Below are 17,151 nucleotides of genomic sequence, written 5' to 3' on the forward strand. Positions count from 1 at the left end.
CAAGGAGGATCCCATGACCGCCACCCACAACGCGCCGGTCGCGACCGCCGCGTGCTCCGGCGCCAGCGCGACCGAGCGATTCAAGACCGACAAGTCCTCCGGCGCGGCGAACACGCCGAAGGAGCGGGTGTCGCTGCTGGCCCGCGAGGTGCTCGAGGCCGTGCACGCCACCATCCGCAAGCACAGGGTCACCTACGACGAGTACAACGCACTCAAGTCGTGGCTCATCAGCGTCGGCGAGGACGGCGAATGGCCGCTGTTCCTCGACGTGTGGGTCGAGCACGTTGTCGAGGAGGTCGCCACCGAGCATCGTCAGGGCAACAAGGGCACCATCGAAGGCCCGTACTACGTGCCGGGCGCCCCGGAGCAGGGTGCGCGCGGGTCGGTGCCGGTGCGGGAGGACGAGCCGGGTACGCCACTGGTCTGGACCGGAAAGGTGACCTCGACCGACGGCGGCGTGCTGGCCGGTGCGAAGATCGAGCTGTGGCACGCCGACGCCGACGGGCTGTACTCGCAGTTCGCGCCCGGCATCCCGGAGTGGAACCTGCGTGCCACCTTCACCACGGACGAGCAGGGCCGGTTCGAGATCCACACCGTGCGGCCCGCGCCGTACCAGATCCCCACGGACGGTGCCTGCGGCAAGCTGATCGCCGCGGCGGGCTGGCACGCGTGGCGGCCGGCGCACCTGCACGTGAAGGTGTCGGCGCCTGGGCACGAAAAGCTCACCGCGCAGCTGTACTTCCCGGGCGACGAGTACAACGACGACGACATCGCCTCGGCGGTCAAGCCGGAGCTGATTCTCGACCTGAAGCCGGCGGACGGCGGCGGGGAGACCGGGGAGACCGTTGCCTACGACTTCGTTCTCGACCCGGCCTGATTCGCGCCAAGGGGCTCCGCCGCTTTGAACACAACCTAGGAGAGTTCGCCGTGTTGTTCCATGTGCGGATGGATGTACACCTGCCGCCGGATATCGATCCGGAGGTGCGGGCCGACATCGTGGCACGGGAAAAGGCGTACAGCCAGCAGTTGCAGCGCGCGGGAAAATGGCCGCAGATCTGGCGCATCGTGGGTGAGTACGCCAACGTCTCGATCTTCGACGTGGGGTCGAACGACGAACTGCACGAGATCCTGTCGCGGCTGCCGCTGTTCCCGTACATGACGATCAAGGTCACTCCGCTGGCCGCCCACCCCTCCAAAATCGGGAGTGCCGGCGACCGCTAGGGTCTGCCGAATTCGATCAGTTGTTTAGCCTACGTCGGCCGCTGCCGACGTAGGAGAACAGTGCTGTCCACGGCGTGGGCGTGCTGACGGATCTTCCCTGTTCCGCAGCGATTTCCGGTGCCGCGTGCGAAATTGTCGCGAGCCCACACTTCATGTGTGGGCCTCGCGCGATGGACCGATTTCATTCCGCGCGGATGACGAGGAGACGAACCTCCGAGTCGTACCGGGCGAGGCCGCGGGCGGACGGCGCCAGATCCGTCGACGTCCACGGGTTTCCGCCTGTCCCGAGATCGTGCCAGTGGCCGTTGACGAGCCCGGGCAGAACCATTCGGTTCTTCGCGTCGACGCGGCGATACCGCCCCGGTGTGTAAAGCGGACGCCGCCTCCGCTTCGTCGACTTCGGTGGCGGTGCCGACGGCCGCTGGGGCGCGCTTGCTGCACGTGAGCAGCACGGATGTGTGCGGCTTTCCGGACCAGGGCAAACTCGACGAGACCGCGCCGAGGACACGGCGTGGCCGGGACTATGCGGACGCCGAGATCGCGGGCCACCGGGAAGAGCAGCAGCTGAGCGCACGCTTGATGGGGAGGTGACCGGCTGAGCAAACGCACTGTCGCAATGACGCCGTGCGTCGATACCGAGCGACCGCGGGCCGGTGATACCGGAAAAGTCGGACTACTCGGTAAGGAGCAACACGCGGAGCGGCGACGCGGTGCCCTTGGCAAGCTTCAGAGGCAGCGCCACGAACAGGCCTGTTGCCGGGACCTCCGCCAAGCCCCGTAGCCCTTCGACGATGAGGATCCCGTTCGGCAGGAAATAGTGGGTATGACCGGGGCTGGCAAAGAACTCCCCGTCGCGCCGGGAGAGATCGCATGCCGAGGTGTCGCACGCGACCGCGGAGATGCCCGCCGCCGCAAGGTAGTCACACGCGTCTTCGGACAGGCCAGGCTCGTTGCTACCCCACCACCCGGGCTCCCGCGCGTCCGTGCCACCCGGGAGGTACCGATCCCACCCGAAGTCGAGTACCGCCACGTCGCCATCCTCGAGCGAGAAGCCGCCGCGTTCGGCGGCCTCCATGAGTTGATCGCGACCGACCGGCTCGCCCGGCTGCGGGTCGTAGGGCGCCAGGTCGAACTTCTTGAACGGCAGGAAGAACAGCACGTCGTGCGGCAGGGCATCGATCGTCAACCCGCTGGGAACGTAGTGGAACGGCGCGTCGACGTGCGACCCCGAGTGCTCGTGAATCTCCCAGACGTTGGCGGCAACGCCGTGTGTGGAATGCTCTGCGAAGGCGCGCGCCTGGGGGACCGGGTTCGGGGGGAAGACGGCCAGATCCGGACCCAAAGTCGGCGACACGTCATGGGCACGCAGATTTCTGACAGCCTTGCCGAACTCATGAAGGGAGTAGGTGTTGTTGCGGGTCGGCATGATCGCCTCCGTGCTCGGGGCATCCGGTCAGCCCAGGGGTCGGCCACACGCTAGTGGGTTTCCGGAGCAAGGCGCTCCCGGTTTCGCCTAGTGGAACAAGCGCGTGCCAGGACGGGCATCCGTGCCGTGTGCACGGGGACGGCGGCCTGAGGCCCGCGGGGAAGCCGAGGCGCTCCGGCTGCCGTGCCGGGCGGGTTCATCCAGCGGAACACGGCGGTGGGCAGGCCTGGGCGCTGGATAGGCTCGCGACCCCGGCAGAACCCAACGGAGGGAGCGTCGATGGAATTCGGACTTGGATTGATGAACTATCCGGGTTGCTGGGACGACGCCGCGTTCGCGGAGCAGCACGGCTTCAGTACTGCGGGATTCGTGGACAGCCCGATATTGTCGGGAGATCCGTTCGTATGCATGGCGCTGGCGGCCAAAGCCACGTCAACGATGAGGCTCGGAACTCTGCTCAGTATACCGGGATTGCGCAGCCCGGTGGCATCCGCTTCCGCGATCGCGACGGTAAATCACCTCGCGCCGGGGCGGGTGTTCTTCGGGGTGGGCACCGGATTCACCGCGCGGCAGCCGCTCGGGTTCCAGCGCCCGATCGCGGTGTCGAAGGTTTGCGATTACGTGCGTCAGGTCCGGGATCTGCTCGCGGGCCGGGAGATCGTTCACCGCGTCGGTGACCATGAGCGGCACGTTCGCCTCAAGTACGGTGAAAAACTCCGCGTCGACCCCGAGAATCCGGTACCTGTCTATTTGGCGGCCGACGGCCCGCAGGCACTGCGTGGCGCGGGCGAGGTCGCCGACGGCTTGATCACGGCGTTGCAGGGCGGGAGCCCAATGGACAACGCCTCATCGGTCTTCACGGACGGACTTGCGGCACTGCGCAGGGCCGCGGCCGAAAATGGCCGAGACTTGGACGATGCCTACACCATGTACACGGCGTTTGTCTGCGTCCTGGAACCGGGCGAGTCGGCTTTTTCCCCGCGCGTCCTCGAGCACGTCGGACCGGTGGGGATGACCCCGTTCCATTACTATGCCTGTAATCCCGCCATGGCGGAGTACCTGCCGCCGGCCGTGCGCGACCGGATCGAGATCTATGAGAAGGAGGTGCTCGCGCGCTTCGACGTGCCACGTGACCGTCTTTACCAGGAGGTCCACGCGGGGCATCTGTCTCACTTGCTTGACGGCGAGGCCGCGGTCCTCACCGAGGAGATCGTCAGGTCGGTATCATTGACGGGAACGGCCGAGGAGATCGCCACGCAGTTGCGGGCATTGGAAAGCGCAGGCCTGAAAAACGTCACCTTCTGGATTCCGCCTCGGCTCACCCGCGAGGTGGTCCTCAGCATCGAAGAGCGGATCATGCCGCTTCTGGGCATTTCGGCGCCAGCGTGATCGACGAATGACGCCCACCCGGACCGCCGCGGAAGTACAGCCGCGATCGCGGAACTGTGGCGAATGAAGGACGAATTGACGACCGAAATGGGGCGGAAGCGTATCGGTCCGGCTGGTAGGCGGGGTGTGACCAAGTCGGGGGAAAGTCGTGGGCGTCGCGATTCTGGGCGGCGGCAGCAGATTATCAATTCGGCGTTGGCGCTGTTTTCCACCAGGCCGTACGAGGAAATTTCGGTCGACGAGGTCTGCGAGCGGGCAGGCGTGGCGCATGGCCTGATCTCCTACTATTTCGGGGGCAAGCGCGGCCTGTTCGCCGCGGCCGTCCAGCAGGCCTGGCGAGAACTGATCGCGAGCGAGAAGCCGCGCGAGGACGAGCGGACCCCGGCCGCGCGGGTGTATGGCTTCGTGCGGAGGCATTTCGAGTACGTGCGGCGGCATCCCGAGCGTTTCGCGACGCTCCTGCGTACCGGGCACGCGGACCCGGACGTGTTCGAGATCGTGGTGAGCGCCCGCGAAAAGGCTTTGGCCGAGCTCCAGATCAGTCTGGGTTGCCCGGTTCATCCGCCCGCGCCGCTGCGGATCGCGCTGCACGGCTGGATGGGTCACTTGGACAATATGACCCTGGACTGGGCCGCGTACGATGATCTGGACATCGACTACGCGACCGAGCTGTGTGTACAGGCGCTTGTCAGCGCGGTGCGTACCGCCAACGGCCATCGCTACGATGTCGACGTCGAACTGGAGGTACTCGGCCAGGTTGCCGCCACAGCCGGGCCGTCGGACTGCCGCGGACGTCCGGCAAGGCGGACGAACGTCCGAGCGGTCGAGTGACGCGGATCGAGCAAGAGGCCAAGCGCGCCAACACCGTGCGTGAGGTGCTCCGCCAGACCTTGACTGCTAGTCAAAGCAGGGTCTACTGTCGGCCCGTCACCCCTTTTGAGACGGGAGACCGCAGTGGACGAATACGATGTGGTGATCGTCGGCTCAGGTGCTACCGGTTCGGTGCTCGCGGCTCGGCTGAGCGAAGAACCGTCACGATCAGTCTTGCTCATCGAAGCCGGGAATGTCTACGACCGGCTGGATCAATTTCCCGATTCTGTGCTGGACCCGTCGAACATGTCCGCTGCGATGCCGGGGAACCCTAATTCGTGGAGTCTTACCGGGACGCTGCTCCCCGGGGCCACCAGGCCGATTCCACGTGGCAAGGGAATGGGTGGCTCCAGCTCGATCAATGGCGCCTACTTCGTCCGGGGCACCCGTGCGAACTTCGACGCCTGGGGCAAAATGGGCAATGACCAGTGGTCCTACGAAAAGGTACTTCCCTACTTCAAACGCAGTGAGACCGACCACGATATCCGGAACGAACTGCACGGCGGCGACGGCCCGATCAACGTGCGACGCGAACCGGAAGACCGGGCCCCGGAGTTCACCGGAGCGTTCACCGCCGCCTGCCAGCAGCTCGGTTTCAGTGAAGAGGCCGACAAGAACTCGGGCGGCCCCGGTGGCGTTGGACCCGTGCCGATGAACATCTGGCACGGACATCGGCAGGGTACGGCCATCACCTACCTGCTGCCCGCCCTCGGCCGGGCCAACCTGCGGGTAGTCGGCAACGCCTATGCCCGCCGGGCGGTGTTCGAGGGAAAGCGGTGCGTCGGCGTCGAAACCGATGTCGCCGGCGAGCGTAGGATCTTCCGGGCAAACGAGGTCGTGTTTTCCGCGGGCGCACTCCGATCTCCACAGTTGTTGATGCTCTCCGGTATCGGTCCGGCGGAACACCTGCGCGAGCATGACATTCAGGTGCTCGAAAACCTGCCAGGGGTCGGACAGAATCTCATGGACCATCCGGAGCTGAGCGTGCAGTGGGACTTCTCGGGAAAGTGCGCGCTCGAGCCCGGCAGGGGAGTGCTGACCAGCGCGCTCAACTGGACCGCGGAGGGCTCGGACTACAGCGACGATCTGGAGATCCTGCCGTTCGTCGTGACATCGGGCGACATGATGCGGGTGACGTCGATGGCCCGGAATCCGGTGCAGGCCATCAGTGCGTTGCGCAGGACCTCGACGAAGTTCGTAATCGAGCAGGCCAAGGCGCTGCGGCGTCCGTTCACGGTCATCGGACTGCAGCAGGAAGACAGCCGGGGCACCGTCCGGCTTGGTTCCGGTGATCCCACTCAACCGCCGGAGCTGGACTGGAATCTCATGGCGGAGGAAAGCGATCGCCGCCGCTTCCGCGAAGCCATCAGGGTCACCGCCGAGATCTACCACAGCGATGCGATGCGCGACATCGGCGGGCGCATGGTCAACATGTCCAAAGAGGACCTTGCGACCGACAGGACAATCGACGTGTGGGCGCGCGGCCATATCTTCACAGTCGGCCACCCGTCCTGTACCTGCCGGATGGGACCGGATCCGGACCAGGGTGCGGTGGTGGACCAGTACGGCAAGGTTTACGGGGTCGAAGGCCTGCGTGTCGCCGACACCTCGATCTTTCCCCAGATCCCGTCACGCGGCCCGAACGCGACCGCGGTCATGGTCGGGGAACGGCTGGTCGAGTTCTTCGGCTAGCGGACAAGGAATGGAGGCCGCAGATGTCGGCCGACCAGTCATTCGCGCAGCGGCCGCTGAGCAAGAACGCGCAGACGCCCCCGCCGCACGAAAGCCGATCGTAGGAGACCAGCCGTGCCGTGGACATTGCGCTACACCACCCATCTCGGCTACGCGCCGCCGGAGTTCCGGCCGCAGTTCCGGGAAACTCTGGGCACGACCGACCCTGCGGCGCACATCCGGTACGCCGCCGAAATCGGTATGGCGGGGGTCTTTTATCCCTGGGCGTTGGGCCGGCCGCCGGCGGAGATCCGGCTGGTCCGGGACGTCCTGGCGGAGACCGGGCTTTCAGCCGGCGGCGTTGTGTGCGTGCCCTTCGCCGAATTCACCGGACCGATTTGGACCGATCGGAGCATCGGTGGGAGAAAGCGGCTCGAAGCACATGTTCTGCAGGCGGCCGAGCTCGCGGCCTCGCTCGGATCCGGGGTGCTGGCCGCGTTGATCGCCGTCGATCCCGATCGGCCGGACGACCAGCGCCAACGTGATGACGTGGCGGCGAATCTGCGAGACCTGGGTCGCGTCGTCGCCGACTACGACCTGACGCTGGCGGTCGAGCCGATGGTGCGGTTGCCGAACATGATGATGCGGACGACCGCGGAAGCCGTCAGGCTCATCACGGCGGCGGATCATCCCAATCTGGGCATCATCTACGACACGGCGCACGTCGCGATGATGGACGGCGATCTGGTAGGGGCCCTGCGCGCGGCGTGGGACCACATCGCGCTGATCCAGATCGCGGACCTGCCTGGCCGGGTCGAGCCGGGCGCGGGGGAGCTCGCGATCGTGGATGTCCTCGCCGAAGCCACCAGGTCCGGCTACACCGGGCTCGTCGACCTCGAGCACGGCTGGCTGAGCCCGACCCGCGACGGGGAGCAGGCAGGCCTCGCGCGGATAAGGAGGTTCGACGACCTTGTCCATTCGGCTCTGTGAGCGAACTCTCGCGTCAGGTGTTGATTTTTCCTCGATCGAACGCCGACCAGGGAGTGCGACGTGAAGGCAGATCCAACAGTGGTTCGCGAGCGGCGGCGCGGTGACCCCGTCGTGGATCGGGCTTTCCGGATCCTCGGGGCCTTCGCATCGTCGGATCGTTCCCTGTCGTTGACCTCGTTGAGCGTTCGGACCGGCTTGCCGAAGACCAGTACTCTGCGCCTGGCGCGGAAGCTGACCGAGTGGGGCGCGCTGGAACGCACCGAGGACGGCGAGTACGTGATCGGGCTTCGCCTGCTCGAGGTCGCGTCCCTGGCCCCGCGTGGGCATGGCCTGCGGGCGATCGCCCTGCCCCACCTGGTGGACCTGCACCACGCCACCGGGCACGACGCACTGCTGGCGGTGCGGGAAGGCCGGGAGGCGATTCTGGTGGAGCGGCTGTCCGCCGATACCGCGGTGCGGCGCAAGTACCGGGTCGGTGGGAGGATGCCGCTGCCCTGCACGGGCGTCGGCCTGGCGCTGCTGGCCTACGCGCCGATTGAGCTTCAGGACGAAGTGCTCACCGGTGATCTGGTGGACGCGCCGGCGGAAACGGGGGTGTCCGCCCAGAGCATGCGCGCACGCCTGGCAACCGTGCGCCGCAGGGGGGTGGCCGTGGTGTTCCGGCATATTCCGGAGCCGGTCATGTCGGTCGCCTGCCCGATCTTCGGCCGGGGGCATACCGCTGTCGGGGCGCTGTCGGTGGTCTGCCGGGTCTCCCGCTCGGCGCAGCACGATCCGACGACGGTCACCCCCGCGGTGGTCGCGGTCGCCCGGGCGATTTCTCGTGCCATGACGGCCGAACCGCTGAACGCGGTCGGGCACCGCTGATCGTGTTCCGTTGGTTGGCACAGGGCAGGTCGGAAGTTCGCGTTCACCTATCGTCTACCCGGGGCACCGGCTGGTCCTGACGGAAGAGAGGTCGGCAATGGCAGAGGTACGGCGATGACCGCCACCGCCGTTTGGTTCAACGCACCCCGTTCGGTCGAGCTGCGCCCCTCCGCGGTGCGACCGCCGGCCGAGGGCGAGATCCAGGTGCGTGGCCTGTGTGCTTTGATCAGCGTCGGCAGCGAAATGAATCTCTACCGCGGTGAGGGCGACCTCCCCGATCTCTCGATGTTTCCCACCGCCGAAGGGCGGTTGCCGTTTCCCGTCAAGTTCGGCTACCAGGAGGTGGGCGAGGTCGAGGCGGTGGGCCCGGGCGCCCGCTTCGAGGTCGGCGACCGGGTTTTCTGTTTCCATCCGCACCAGACGCGGTTCACGATCAGCGCGGAGCTGGTCTGGAAGATCCCCCCGGAACTCGACCCCGAGCGGGCCGCGTTCGCGGGCCTCTTCGGCGTCGCGCTGAACGCCTGCATCACCACACCGCCGCTCGTCGGTGATTGCGTGGTGGTGTCCGGCCTGGGGGTCATCGGCACCTTCGCGGGCTACCTGGCCCGGCTCACCGCCGGGAACCTGGTGCTCGTCGAGCCGTCCGCCACCCGCCGCCGGAAATCCGAGTGGATTGGCGCGGACGCGGTCGTCCACCCGGACGAGGCCGCGTCGGCCGTCGAAGAACTGTCCGCCGGTCGCGGCGCGGATCTGTTCATCGAGGCCAGCGGTGCTCCGCCCGCGCTGCAACAGGCGTTGCGGCTGACCGGTGTGGAGGCAACGGTGACCGTCGCGTCGTGGTACGGCACCCGGCCGGTGTCGCTTTCCCTCTCACCTGAGTTCCACCTGCGCCGCCAGAAGGTCGTCAGCACCGGTCCGGCGCTGCCGGCGCATCTGGCGCCGAGGTGGGACCGTGCGCGGATGCGCCGGGTGTCCTTTGCCCACCTTGCCCGACTCGACGTGAGCACGCTGCTCGTCACGCACCGGGTTCCGTTCGACCATGCCCCGGATGCCTATGCCCTGCTTGACGATCCGGCCGCGGATACGCTGGCCGTACTTCTGGAGCATCGATGAACGAGCTGCGGTTCGAAATGGACGCGTCGTCATCGTGAGCGGCGCCGGCGGCAGTCCCGGGCCGGGTCGGTCCATGCCCGGTTGCTGGCCGCAAGAGGCGCCAGGGCCAGCCTGAATCCGAAGCCTTACCGTAAGCCGGCTCGCGGCTGAACCGAAGGAAGGAACACATGCGTCGCATCGCACTGGAAGAAGCGTTCTGGATGCCTGGGTTGGCGCCGGACAGCCACCCCTTCAGTCACCTGTCCCGGCGTAAGGGGGATTGGGCCGAGCAGGCGCAGTCGAGGCTGGCGGACTTCGAAAAGTACCGCCTGCCCGAGATGGACGAGTACGGCGTTGACGTCCAGGTGTTGTCGCTGACCTCGCCGGGTCTGCAGGCACAGCTGGACACGACGCGCGCCGTCGAGGATGCCCGCCGCGTCAACGTGTTCCTGGCGGAGATTGTCGGCAAGTATCCCGGTCGTTTCGCCGGTTTGGCCGCGCTTCCGTTGCAGGATCCAGCTGCTGCGGCCGCCGAGCTGGAGTACGCGGTCACGGAGCTCGGTCTCCGAGGCGCCCTGGTCAACGACCACACGCTCGGGCGATACCTCGATGACCGGACCTTCGATGTCGTGTGGGAGCGATTGCAGGCCCTGCGGGTGCCCCTGTATATCCACCCCAACGCGATTCCCGCCGACTCGTGGAAGGTCCTGTCCGGATACCCTTTCCTGGCGGGGAGCAGTTTCGGCTGGGCAGCGACGGTGGCCGCGCACGCACTACGTCTCATCTACGGACGAGTCTTCGACCGCTTCCCCCACGTGACGGTGATTCTCGGTCACATGGGGGAGTTCCTGCCGTTTCAGACGTCTCGGCTGGACAGCCGCCATGCCAACATGGATCTGGAGGATCCGCCGGACAAACTGCCGTCGCAGTACCTGCGGGACAACATCATGATCACCACGAGCGGTGTCTGCTCGCATTCGGCGCTCGTCGCCGCCATCGACGCGGTCGGTATCGACAATGTCATGTTCGCGATCGACTACCCGTACGAGTCGACAGCACAAGCCGTGGAATTCCTGGACAACGCGCCACTCGCACGCTCTGATCTCGAACGGGTCGCCCATCGCAACGCGGAACGGGTGATCGGCCTCTGAGGCGGCGTCCGGTTCTGCGGATCCGGCTTCGTCTTCGGATGCCAGACAACTGACGATCACCGTGTCGTGAAAGTAGTTCTACCGCATGGCAGGAAAGGAAACGAGATGGCAGACTCATTGGATGCGTACGTCTCGGCGTGGGCGGAGCACACGAAGCTGCGGGGGGCCGACGCAGATTCGAAGCTGCAGGCGGTGCTGGCGATGATGGCCGAGGACATCGAATACACCGATACGCCCAGCGGGCACACGTTCAAGGGCCACGATGCGGTCGGACACGCGTTCAAGCACGCTATCAGCGAGGTTCTCGACCTTACGGTCAAGCCGATTGTGTGGTACACGGACGGAAAGCGCTTTACCATCGAGTACGAGACCACGATCAAGTCCGAGGGCAAGGAGCTGGTCGCTCCCACCGTCGCTGTCGGTACCATCGGGCCCGACGGGAAGATCACTTCTCACAGCGACTACTACGACCGCCGCGCCCTCGGGTTGTAGACCCCGAGTGCCGTGTCGGCGAGGGTTGTTCCGATAACTCGTCTTCGCGGCCTCGAATTGTGTCCCGGGCGGCAAATCCGAGTGCGTGAGCAGGGCGACACGCGTGCCCCGACGGGTAACTCACCCAAGCGCGAGTTGCCCGCTCCGGACACCGAATTCTCCTTGTCTTTTGCGGATCTTGCGGATCTTGCGGCTGGGGACAAGCGTGTCAACGGCCGTTACCGAACCAGGTTTTCAGGCGCGGCCACCTACTTGTAGGCCCACTCCGCCAGGTTCGCGCTGGCCGCTTCGACGGCTCTGAGCACTGCGTCGGCGAGCTCGGGGATTCGGCCGTCAGGACAACGGTGCGCCGGGCAGGTCACGGCAATGCCGGCCACGGCCGTTCCGTCGGCACTTCGCAGGCACGCGCCCACGGCCTTGATTCCGGGGTCGGCCTCTCGCAAGTTGACCGCGTAGCCGCGCCGTCTGATCGTAGTGAGCTCTCGTTGCAGGCGGGCGCGGCAGGCGATCTCGCTGCCCCGGGTCGTGGGGAGCCCTCGCGGGTACAGCGCCAGGAACTCCGCGGCTGAAAGCTCCGCGAGCAGGGCTTTTCCGATCGCGGTGGTGTGGGCGGCCAACAGCATCCCCAGGCGGGAGCCGACTCTCTGGACCTCGGGACTCTCCACGCAGTCCACGAACCTGACGCCGTTGCCCTCGAGGACGGCCAGGTGGCAGGTCTCGCCGACTTTACGTCTGAGCGCTTCCAGGTGTGCGCGCGTGGCCGCGCGTACGTCAGGTGAGCTGATGCCAGGACTCTTCAGCTGCACGAGGGCAGGCCCAGGTCGGTAGATCTTTCGCGCGTCCTGCGTCGCGAAGCCGCGCTGTAATAGCGCCGTCATCAAGCGGTGAGCGGTGGAGCGCGCTACGCCCAGGCTCTCCGCGGCATCCACGATACGCAGCTGACCGCGGGCACTCAGCAGGAGCAGCAACCGCAAAGCATTGTCGACCGAGCTGATCGGAGGAGAAGACGCATCGTCGCGCATACCGCATATTACCCCTGCGACCGGAGTCCGCCCTGCGGAATCTGCGGCACCAGCGCTCCCGTTCCGCCACATTACCCGGGAAGGTGAATCACCACGGCACGAGATGTGCCGGGCACCCGTGCCAGGGCGGTGACCATGCGTTTCCGCTCGGTCACGACGCCGACGATCCGCGTGGAGAACTGTTACGGGAGATGCGCCGATGCAGGACAAGGTAGCCCTTGAAGAACACTTCGCGACCAGCGACACCGTCGAGGACTCGCGTCGTTTCGTCCCGCCCGGATGCTGGGAGGAGCTTCGTAGCCGGTTACTCGACGTGCATGACAGCCGTATCAAGGAAATGGACGAAAACGGCATCGAACTCTCGATCGTGTCGCTCAATGCTCCTGCTGTCCAAGCGGTGCCTCAGCGGCGTCAGGCCGAGGAATTGGCGCGCCGGGCGAACGATGAGCTCGCCGCGCAGGTCGCTCGAAGTGGGAGCCGCCTCCGCGCGTTCGCGGCCTTGCCCCTGCAGGACCCGGACAGCGCGGCTGCCGAGCTACGTCGTGCCGTCACCGAGCTGGGCATGGTCGGCGCACTGGTGAACGGTTTCAGCGAAGCCGAGGACCACGAGGGGCCACAGTATTACGACGCTCCGCGATACCGTGGCTTCTGGGCGGAGGTGGCGAGGCTTGACGTTCCCGTCTACCTGCATCCTCGCAATCCCTTGCCGGCGGATGCGCGGATCTATGCCGGGCACGAGTGGCTGCTGGGACCGACCTGGGCGTTCGCTCAGGAGACGGCCGTACATGCGCTTCGCCTCATGGGGTCCGGGCTCTTCGACGAGCACCCGAACCTCGCCATAATACTCGGGCACCTGGGTGAGGGCCTGACGTTCAACATGTGGCGCGTCGACAACCGGAACAGCTGGACCGGGCAGCCCCCGCGGCACAACGGGCGCAGGTCCATTCGCGAGTACTTCCGGTCGAACTTCTATCTCACCACCTCCGGAAATTTTCACACGCCTGCCCTGCGAAACGCGATCGCCGAGGTCGGCGTCGAAAAAATGCTGTTTTCGACCGACTGGCCGTTCGAGAACATGGATCACGCCGCGGTGTGGTTCGACCAGTTGGGCCTGACCCCGGCCGAACAGGTCAAGATCGGACGAGACAACGCGCGCCGGCTGTTCAAACTGGAGTGAGCCGCGGGCAACGCCGCACCGCGAGTGGCCGTCCGCGCCAACGGCCGGCGACCTCGCGGCGATCGCGCCCGCCCGCCTGGCCGGTGATGGGGCCGTTGAAGCGACGGCCGGCGGCAGGGCGATCCAGCAGGCGACGGTTCCGCCGGACATCGGCGACGCCGTCTTGTTCACGACATCGGCGGACTGTTCCGTCGTCGCCGGGCAGACGTTGATGGTCAACGGCGGCAGCTGTTTCGTGTGAGTGACTGGCGGGATTCCGCGACGAAGAATCCGGTGCGGGTGACAGCGTGCCGGTCCGGCCCCGGGCCTTAGCCTTAGCTGGTTTCAGCCGTTGAAGACAGCAGTTGACCTTGCGCGGCGGCCGGCTGGTACGGCCACCCGAAGTCTGGAGCTTTTCGATGAATAGACCTCGATCGACGATGTGGTCGCTCGGCCTCGCGCTCGTGGCAGCCTGCCTCGGCTTCGCTCTGGCGGCATGCGGAACCGGAGGCGGTGGCCAGGCCCAAAGCGGTGACCAGCCGGTCCGCATCTCCGTGGTTCCGGGCTTCGGATCACTGCCCATCGAGATCGCCAGGGCAAAGGGTTTCTTCCAGAGCAACGGCGTGAACGCACAGATCCTGCCGAACACCAGCACGGCCAGCTTCGCGCCCGGGCTCGGCAAGCAGTACGACTTCATACTCAGCACGCCGATAGATTTCCTGTCGGCCGCCAGCAAGGGCATCGACATCACCGCCGTCACCGGTATGCAGGTCAACTCGGCGAAGTCGCCCAACAACGTTCTGCTGACCAAACAGGACTCGATCAGGACGATCGCCGACCTGAAGGGCAAGCGGATCGGTGTGGTCTCCCTGGCCGGCACGACGTACGGGATCATGGTGTACGCGCTACAGCAGGCCGGCATCGCGAAGAACGACGTGACGTTCGTTTCTACTCCGTTCGCGACGATGGAGGATCAGTTGAGCGCGGGCAACATAGACGCGGCTCTGTCGACCGCGCCGTTCTGGAGCTCGTCCTTGCCCAAGGGATACCGGATCGTCATGGACCTGCCTTTCGAGACGATGGGTGAAGGTTCGCTGAATGCCTTCTACTCATCGAGCAAGCAATATGCCCAGGCCAATCCGAAAACCGTCAGTGGTTTCCGGGCCGCGATGAACCAGGCCATCCGATACATCCAGGACAACCCCGCCGATGCCCGGACCACGCTGGAGAGCTGGCTCAAGCTCCCACAAGCGGTCGTCGAGGCGGCGCCGTTGCCGGCGTTCAACAGCGCGCTCGACCCGTCCAAGATCGAACCCTACATCAAGGTGGCGCAGGTGAGTGGGCAGGTGAGCGGGTCCATTCCCGATCCGAGCACGTTGATCTGGCCGGGGAGTGCGTCGTGAGCGATTCGGCCGCCGGCCGGCAGGGCACGATCGACTCGCCCGCGACCGGCTCCGGACCCACCTACCGGCTGGCCGGTGCGTCCGTGGTGCTGCCGGCCACCGACGGTGACCGACGGATCCTCACCGACATCACCTTCGATGTCACCCCAGGCGAGATCGTCGGCATCGTCGGCAAATCCGGGACCGGTAAGACCACCCTCCTGCGTGTGCTGGGCGGACTCGTCGGGATCTCGAGTGGAACCGCCCAACTGCAAGGACGGCCGATCGACGGCCCCGACGGGCGGGCGGTCACGGTTTTCCAGGACTACGCCAACGCCCTGCTGCCCTGGCGGACCGTGGAGCGCAACGTCGGCCTTCCGCTCGAGCGCACGGTACCCGCGGCGGAGCGCCGGGAACGGATTGCTGAGGCCCTCGCCCTCGTGGGGCTGTCCGACTACGCGCGCGAGCATCCATGGCGGCTGTCCGGAGGCATGCAGCAACGCGTCCAGATCGCTCGCGCTCTGGCCATGCGGCCGCGCGTGCTGCTGATGGACGAGCCTTTCGGCGCGCTCGACGCGCTCACCAGGGCGAACCTGCAGGACGAGGTGCTGCGGGTGCACAGCAGGACGCAAGCGACGATCGTGTTCATCACGCACGACATCGAAGAAGCCGCTTACCTCAGCGACCGGGTGTTCGTCATTTCCGGTACGCCCGGCACGATCGTCGACGAGGTCGTGTGTGCCCTGCCCCGGCCGCGCGGTCAGCTGACCACCCGTGAACTGCCGGAATATCTGGAGATCCGGCGCCGGCTCGGCGTCGCACTGGGCGCGGGCGGGGCACCGTGATGCGCGCGAAGTTCCGGGTCCTCAACCCGCTCGGCATCTCGGTCGCCGTCGCGCTGGTGCTGGTGTGGCAGCTGCTCGTGTCGACGCAGGTCATCCGGCTGACCTACCTGCCGTCTCCCTGGGCCGTCGTGCTCGCGTTCGGTGAGCTCGACGGTTTGGCGGAGAACCTCGCCCACACGCTGCTCGTCGCGCTGGTCGCCTTCGTGGCGGCGATGGTGATCGGCATGGTGCTCGGCTTGGCGGTCGGCCTGCTGACGCCGGTCAGAACCTTCGGCCTCGCTTCGCTGGACGTGCTGCGCACCGTCCCGGTCGTCGCACTGATGCCGGTCGCGCTGCTGATCTGGGGGCCGTCCCCGCAGACCGAGATCATCGTCGCGACGTACTCGGCCGCGTGGCCGATCGTGGTCAGCGTCTCCGGTGGGGTCCGTGCCATCCACCGGCAGTTGCGCGAGGTCGCCCGCACACTGCGCCTGGGCCGGGGCGAAGAGGTCGCCAAGATCGTCATCCCGGCCACCGTGCCCTCGGTGCTCGTAGGCGCCCGGCTGGCACTGACCACGGCGCTCGTTATCGCGATCGTCGCGGAGATGCTCGTCAACCCGCAGGGTCTCGGCTGGAGCCTGGTCCAGGCGCAGTCGGCGTTGCAGCCGGCGCAGATGTGGGCCTACGTGATCGTCATCGGTGTGGTGAGCCTGCTGGCGAACGCTCTCCTGGTCGCCGTGGTCGACCGGTTCGTTCCCGGTGGCCAGAAGACCTCACGAGGTGGTCTGTGATGGCGCTCGACACGGCTCGCCCCGGCACGGGATCCCGTCTCGGGGTACGAAGGCGCAGACCACTACCCGGTGTCGTGGGGTTGCTGCCTCTGCTGGTACTGCTCGGGGTTTGGCAGGTGACCGCGAGCAACACGTCGCTGTCCTTCCCCCCACCGAGCAAGTGGCTCGCCGCGCTCCGCTCGATGCACGAGCAGGCCGTGCTGTTGCCCGCTATCGGGGTCACGATCGCGACGTTCGCCTCGTCCCTGCTCCTCGCCCTGCTGCTCGGCATCGTCCTGGGCATTGTCGTGGGAGGCTCGGTGCCCGGCCGCCGGGCACTGACCCCGACGCTGGAGTTCATCCGGGCCGTACCCCCGCCGGCTCTCGTCCCGGTTGTCGCCGTCATCCTCGGCACGTCGATGGTGGCGGGTGTCGCCATCGTGGTGATCGCCATCGTCTGGCCGATCCTCCTGAGCACGGCAGCGGGAATGCGCGGCCTCCCGCCCGTGCGGCAGGACATGGCGCGCAGCGTCGGGCTCACCCGCGCCGAGCGGATCCGGAAGGTGACCCTGCCTTCGCTGGTTCCGGCGATCTTCACCGGAACGCGGATCGCGGTTTCGGTGTCCCTCGTGGTGACCCTCCTCGCGGACATTCTCGGCTCGGGCCACGGCGTCGGCCAGCTGATCTCCGAACGTCAGCAGAGCTACGACGCCGCATCCGTGTGGGGCCTGTTGCTCGTCATCGGGCTTTTCGGCTGCGTACTCAACGCCCTGCTGGACGTCGCCGGCCGGCTGCTGGATCGCGGCCGGCCGACAACGTGAGGCGCGG

19 protein-coding genes are annotated in these 17,151 nt (G+C 66.6%); 16 read left to right on the forward strand and 3 right to left on the reverse strand.

Annotated features, from left to right (window positions below; translation table 11 throughout):
* The first annotated feature begins 13 nt into the window (after nucleotides 1–13).
* Nucleotides 14–877: a catechol 1,2-dioxygenase gene (catA, locus tag VJT49_RS34795; RefSeq protein WP_324169250.1), complete on the forward strand. Its 864-nt coding sequence runs from the start codon at nucleotides 14–16 to the stop codon at nucleotides 875–877.
* 50 nt (nucleotides 878–927) lie between these two features.
* On the forward strand, nucleotides 928–1,221 hold the full coding sequence (catC, locus tag VJT49_RS34800) for a muconolactone Delta-isomerase (RefSeq protein ID WP_324169251.1): 294 nt from the start codon (nucleotides 928–930) through the stop codon (nucleotides 1,219–1,221).
* A gap of 181 nt (nucleotides 1,222–1,402) precedes the next feature.
* On the opposite strand, the gene VJT49_RS34805 is transcribed toward catC, so the two are convergent.
* On the reverse strand, nucleotides 1,403–1,549 hold the full coding sequence (locus tag VJT49_RS34805; RefSeq protein ID WP_324169252.1) for a hypothetical protein: 147 nt from the start codon (nucleotides 1,547–1,549) through the stop codon (nucleotides 1,403–1,405).
* Between the two features lie 113 nt (nucleotides 1,550–1,662).
* Here VJT49_RS34805 and VJT49_RS34810 point away from each other — a divergent pair, with 113 nt between their 5' ends.
* The gene (locus tag VJT49_RS34810) at nucleotides 1,663–1,812 is read left to right on the forward strand and encodes a hypothetical protein (RefSeq protein WP_324169253.1); all 150 of its coding nucleotides are present in this window, start codon (nucleotides 1,663–1,665) and stop codon (nucleotides 1,810–1,812) included.
* Between the two features lie 82 nt (nucleotides 1,813–1,894).
* Here the strand turns inward: VJT49_RS34810 and VJT49_RS34815 are convergent, their stop codons facing one another.
* Nucleotides 1,895–2,647 (reverse strand): cyclase family protein, encoded by a 753-nt coding sequence (locus VJT49_RS34815; RefSeq protein ID WP_324169254.1) that lies wholly within the window; start codon nucleotides 2,645–2,647, stop codon nucleotides 1,895–1,897.
* Nucleotides 2,648–2,926: 279 nt separating this feature from the next.
* Between VJT49_RS34815 and VJT49_RS34820 the strand changes: the two genes are divergently transcribed.
* The 8 genes from VJT49_RS34820 to VJT49_RS34855 all read left to right on the forward strand — a co-directional run bounded on the left by VJT49_RS34820 (nucleotide 2,927) and on the right by VJT49_RS34855 (nucleotide 11,169).
* Nucleotides 2,927–4,036, forward strand: coding sequence for an LLM class flavin-dependent oxidoreductase (locus VJT49_RS34820; RefSeq protein ID WP_324169255.1), 1,110 nt, complete (start codon nucleotides 2,927–2,929; stop codon nucleotides 4,034–4,036).
* 87 nt (nucleotides 4,037–4,123) lie between these two features.
* A complete protein-coding gene (locus tag VJT49_RS34825; protein WP_324169284.1) occupies nucleotides 4,124–4,867 on the forward strand; it encodes a TetR/AcrR family transcriptional regulator in 744 nt (247 codons plus the stop codon).
* 123 nt (nucleotides 4,868–4,990) lie between these two features.
* Nucleotides 4,991–6,598 carry a mycofactocin system GMC family oxidoreductase MftG gene (gene mftG, locus VJT49_RS34830; RefSeq protein WP_324169256.1) on the forward strand — a complete coding sequence of 536 codons (1,608 nt, stop codon included), beginning with the start codon at nucleotides 4,991–4,993 and terminating at the stop codon, nucleotides 6,596–6,598.
* A 114-nt stretch (nucleotides 6,599–6,712) separates the two neighbouring features.
* Complete coding sequence (locus VJT49_RS34835) at nucleotides 6,713–7,567, forward strand: sugar phosphate isomerase/epimerase family protein (RefSeq protein WP_324169257.1); 855 nt, start codon at nucleotides 6,713–6,715, stop codon at nucleotides 7,565–7,567.
* Nucleotides 7,568–7,678: 111 nt separating this feature from the next.
* Complete coding sequence (locus tag VJT49_RS34840) at nucleotides 7,679–8,434, forward strand: IclR family transcriptional regulator (protein WP_324169285.1); 756 nt, start codon at nucleotides 7,679–7,681, stop codon at nucleotides 8,432–8,434.
* 114 nt (nucleotides 8,435–8,548) lie between these two features.
* Entirely contained in the window at nucleotides 8,549–9,547 is a 999-nt protein-coding gene (locus VJT49_RS34845) for a zinc-binding alcohol dehydrogenase (RefSeq protein WP_324169258.1), read from the forward strand.
* A gap of 167 nt (nucleotides 9,548–9,714) precedes the next feature.
* On the forward strand, nucleotides 9,715–10,677 hold the full coding sequence (locus tag VJT49_RS34850; RefSeq protein ID WP_324169259.1) for an amidohydrolase family protein: 963 nt from the start codon (nucleotides 9,715–9,717) through the stop codon (nucleotides 10,675–10,677).
* A gap of 105 nt (nucleotides 10,678–10,782) precedes the next feature.
* Nucleotides 10,783–11,169, forward strand: coding sequence for a nuclear transport factor 2 family protein (locus VJT49_RS34855; protein WP_324169260.1), 387 nt, complete (start codon nucleotides 10,783–10,785; stop codon nucleotides 11,167–11,169).
* A 248-nt stretch (nucleotides 11,170–11,417) separates the two neighbouring features.
* Here the strand turns inward: VJT49_RS34855 and VJT49_RS34860 are convergent, their stop codons facing one another.
* The gene (locus VJT49_RS34860) at nucleotides 11,418–12,191 is read right to left on the reverse strand and encodes an IclR family transcriptional regulator (protein WP_324169261.1); all 774 of its coding nucleotides are present in this window, start codon (nucleotides 12,189–12,191) and stop codon (nucleotides 11,418–11,420) included.
* Nucleotides 12,192–12,390: 199 nt separating this feature from the next.
* Between VJT49_RS34860 and VJT49_RS34865 the strand changes: the two genes are divergently transcribed.
* From VJT49_RS34865 to VJT49_RS34885, 5 genes are all read left to right on the forward strand, one after another.
* Nucleotides 12,391–13,368, forward strand: coding sequence for an amidohydrolase family protein (locus VJT49_RS34865; RefSeq protein WP_324169262.1), 978 nt, complete (start codon nucleotides 12,391–12,393; stop codon nucleotides 13,366–13,368).
* A gap of 344 nt (nucleotides 13,369–13,712) precedes the next feature.
* The gene (locus VJT49_RS34870; RefSeq protein ID WP_324169263.1) at nucleotides 13,713–14,750 is read left to right on the forward strand and encodes an ABC transporter substrate-binding protein; all 1,038 of its coding nucleotides are present in this window, start codon (nucleotides 13,713–13,715) and stop codon (nucleotides 14,748–14,750) included.
* Nucleotides 14,747–15,574 carry an ABC transporter ATP-binding protein gene (locus VJT49_RS34875; RefSeq protein WP_324169264.1) on the forward strand — a complete coding sequence of 276 codons (828 nt, stop codon included), beginning with the start codon at nucleotides 14,747–14,749 and terminating at the stop codon, nucleotides 15,572–15,574. The genes VJT49_RS34870 and VJT49_RS34875 overlap by 4 nt, the downstream gene beginning before the upstream one ends.
* Nucleotides 15,574–16,344: an ABC transporter permease gene (locus VJT49_RS34880; protein ID WP_324169265.1), complete on the forward strand. Its 771-nt coding sequence runs from the start codon at nucleotides 15,574–15,576 to the stop codon at nucleotides 16,342–16,344. The genes VJT49_RS34875 and VJT49_RS34880 overlap by 1 nt, the downstream gene beginning before the upstream one ends.
* A gap of 74 nt (nucleotides 16,345–16,418) precedes the next feature.
* Nucleotides 16,419–17,144, forward strand: a complete 726-nt coding sequence (locus VJT49_RS34885) for an ABC transporter permease (protein ID WP_324169266.1) — start codon at nucleotides 16,419–16,421, stop codon at nucleotides 17,142–17,144.
* Nucleotides 17,145–17,151 lie beyond the last annotated feature (7 nt).

This window comes from Amycolatopsis sp., assembly GCF_035276945.1.
In the GTDB taxonomy this organism is placed as follows: Bacteria; Actinomycetota; Actinomycetes; order Mycobacteriales; family Pseudonocardiaceae; genus Amycolatopsis_E.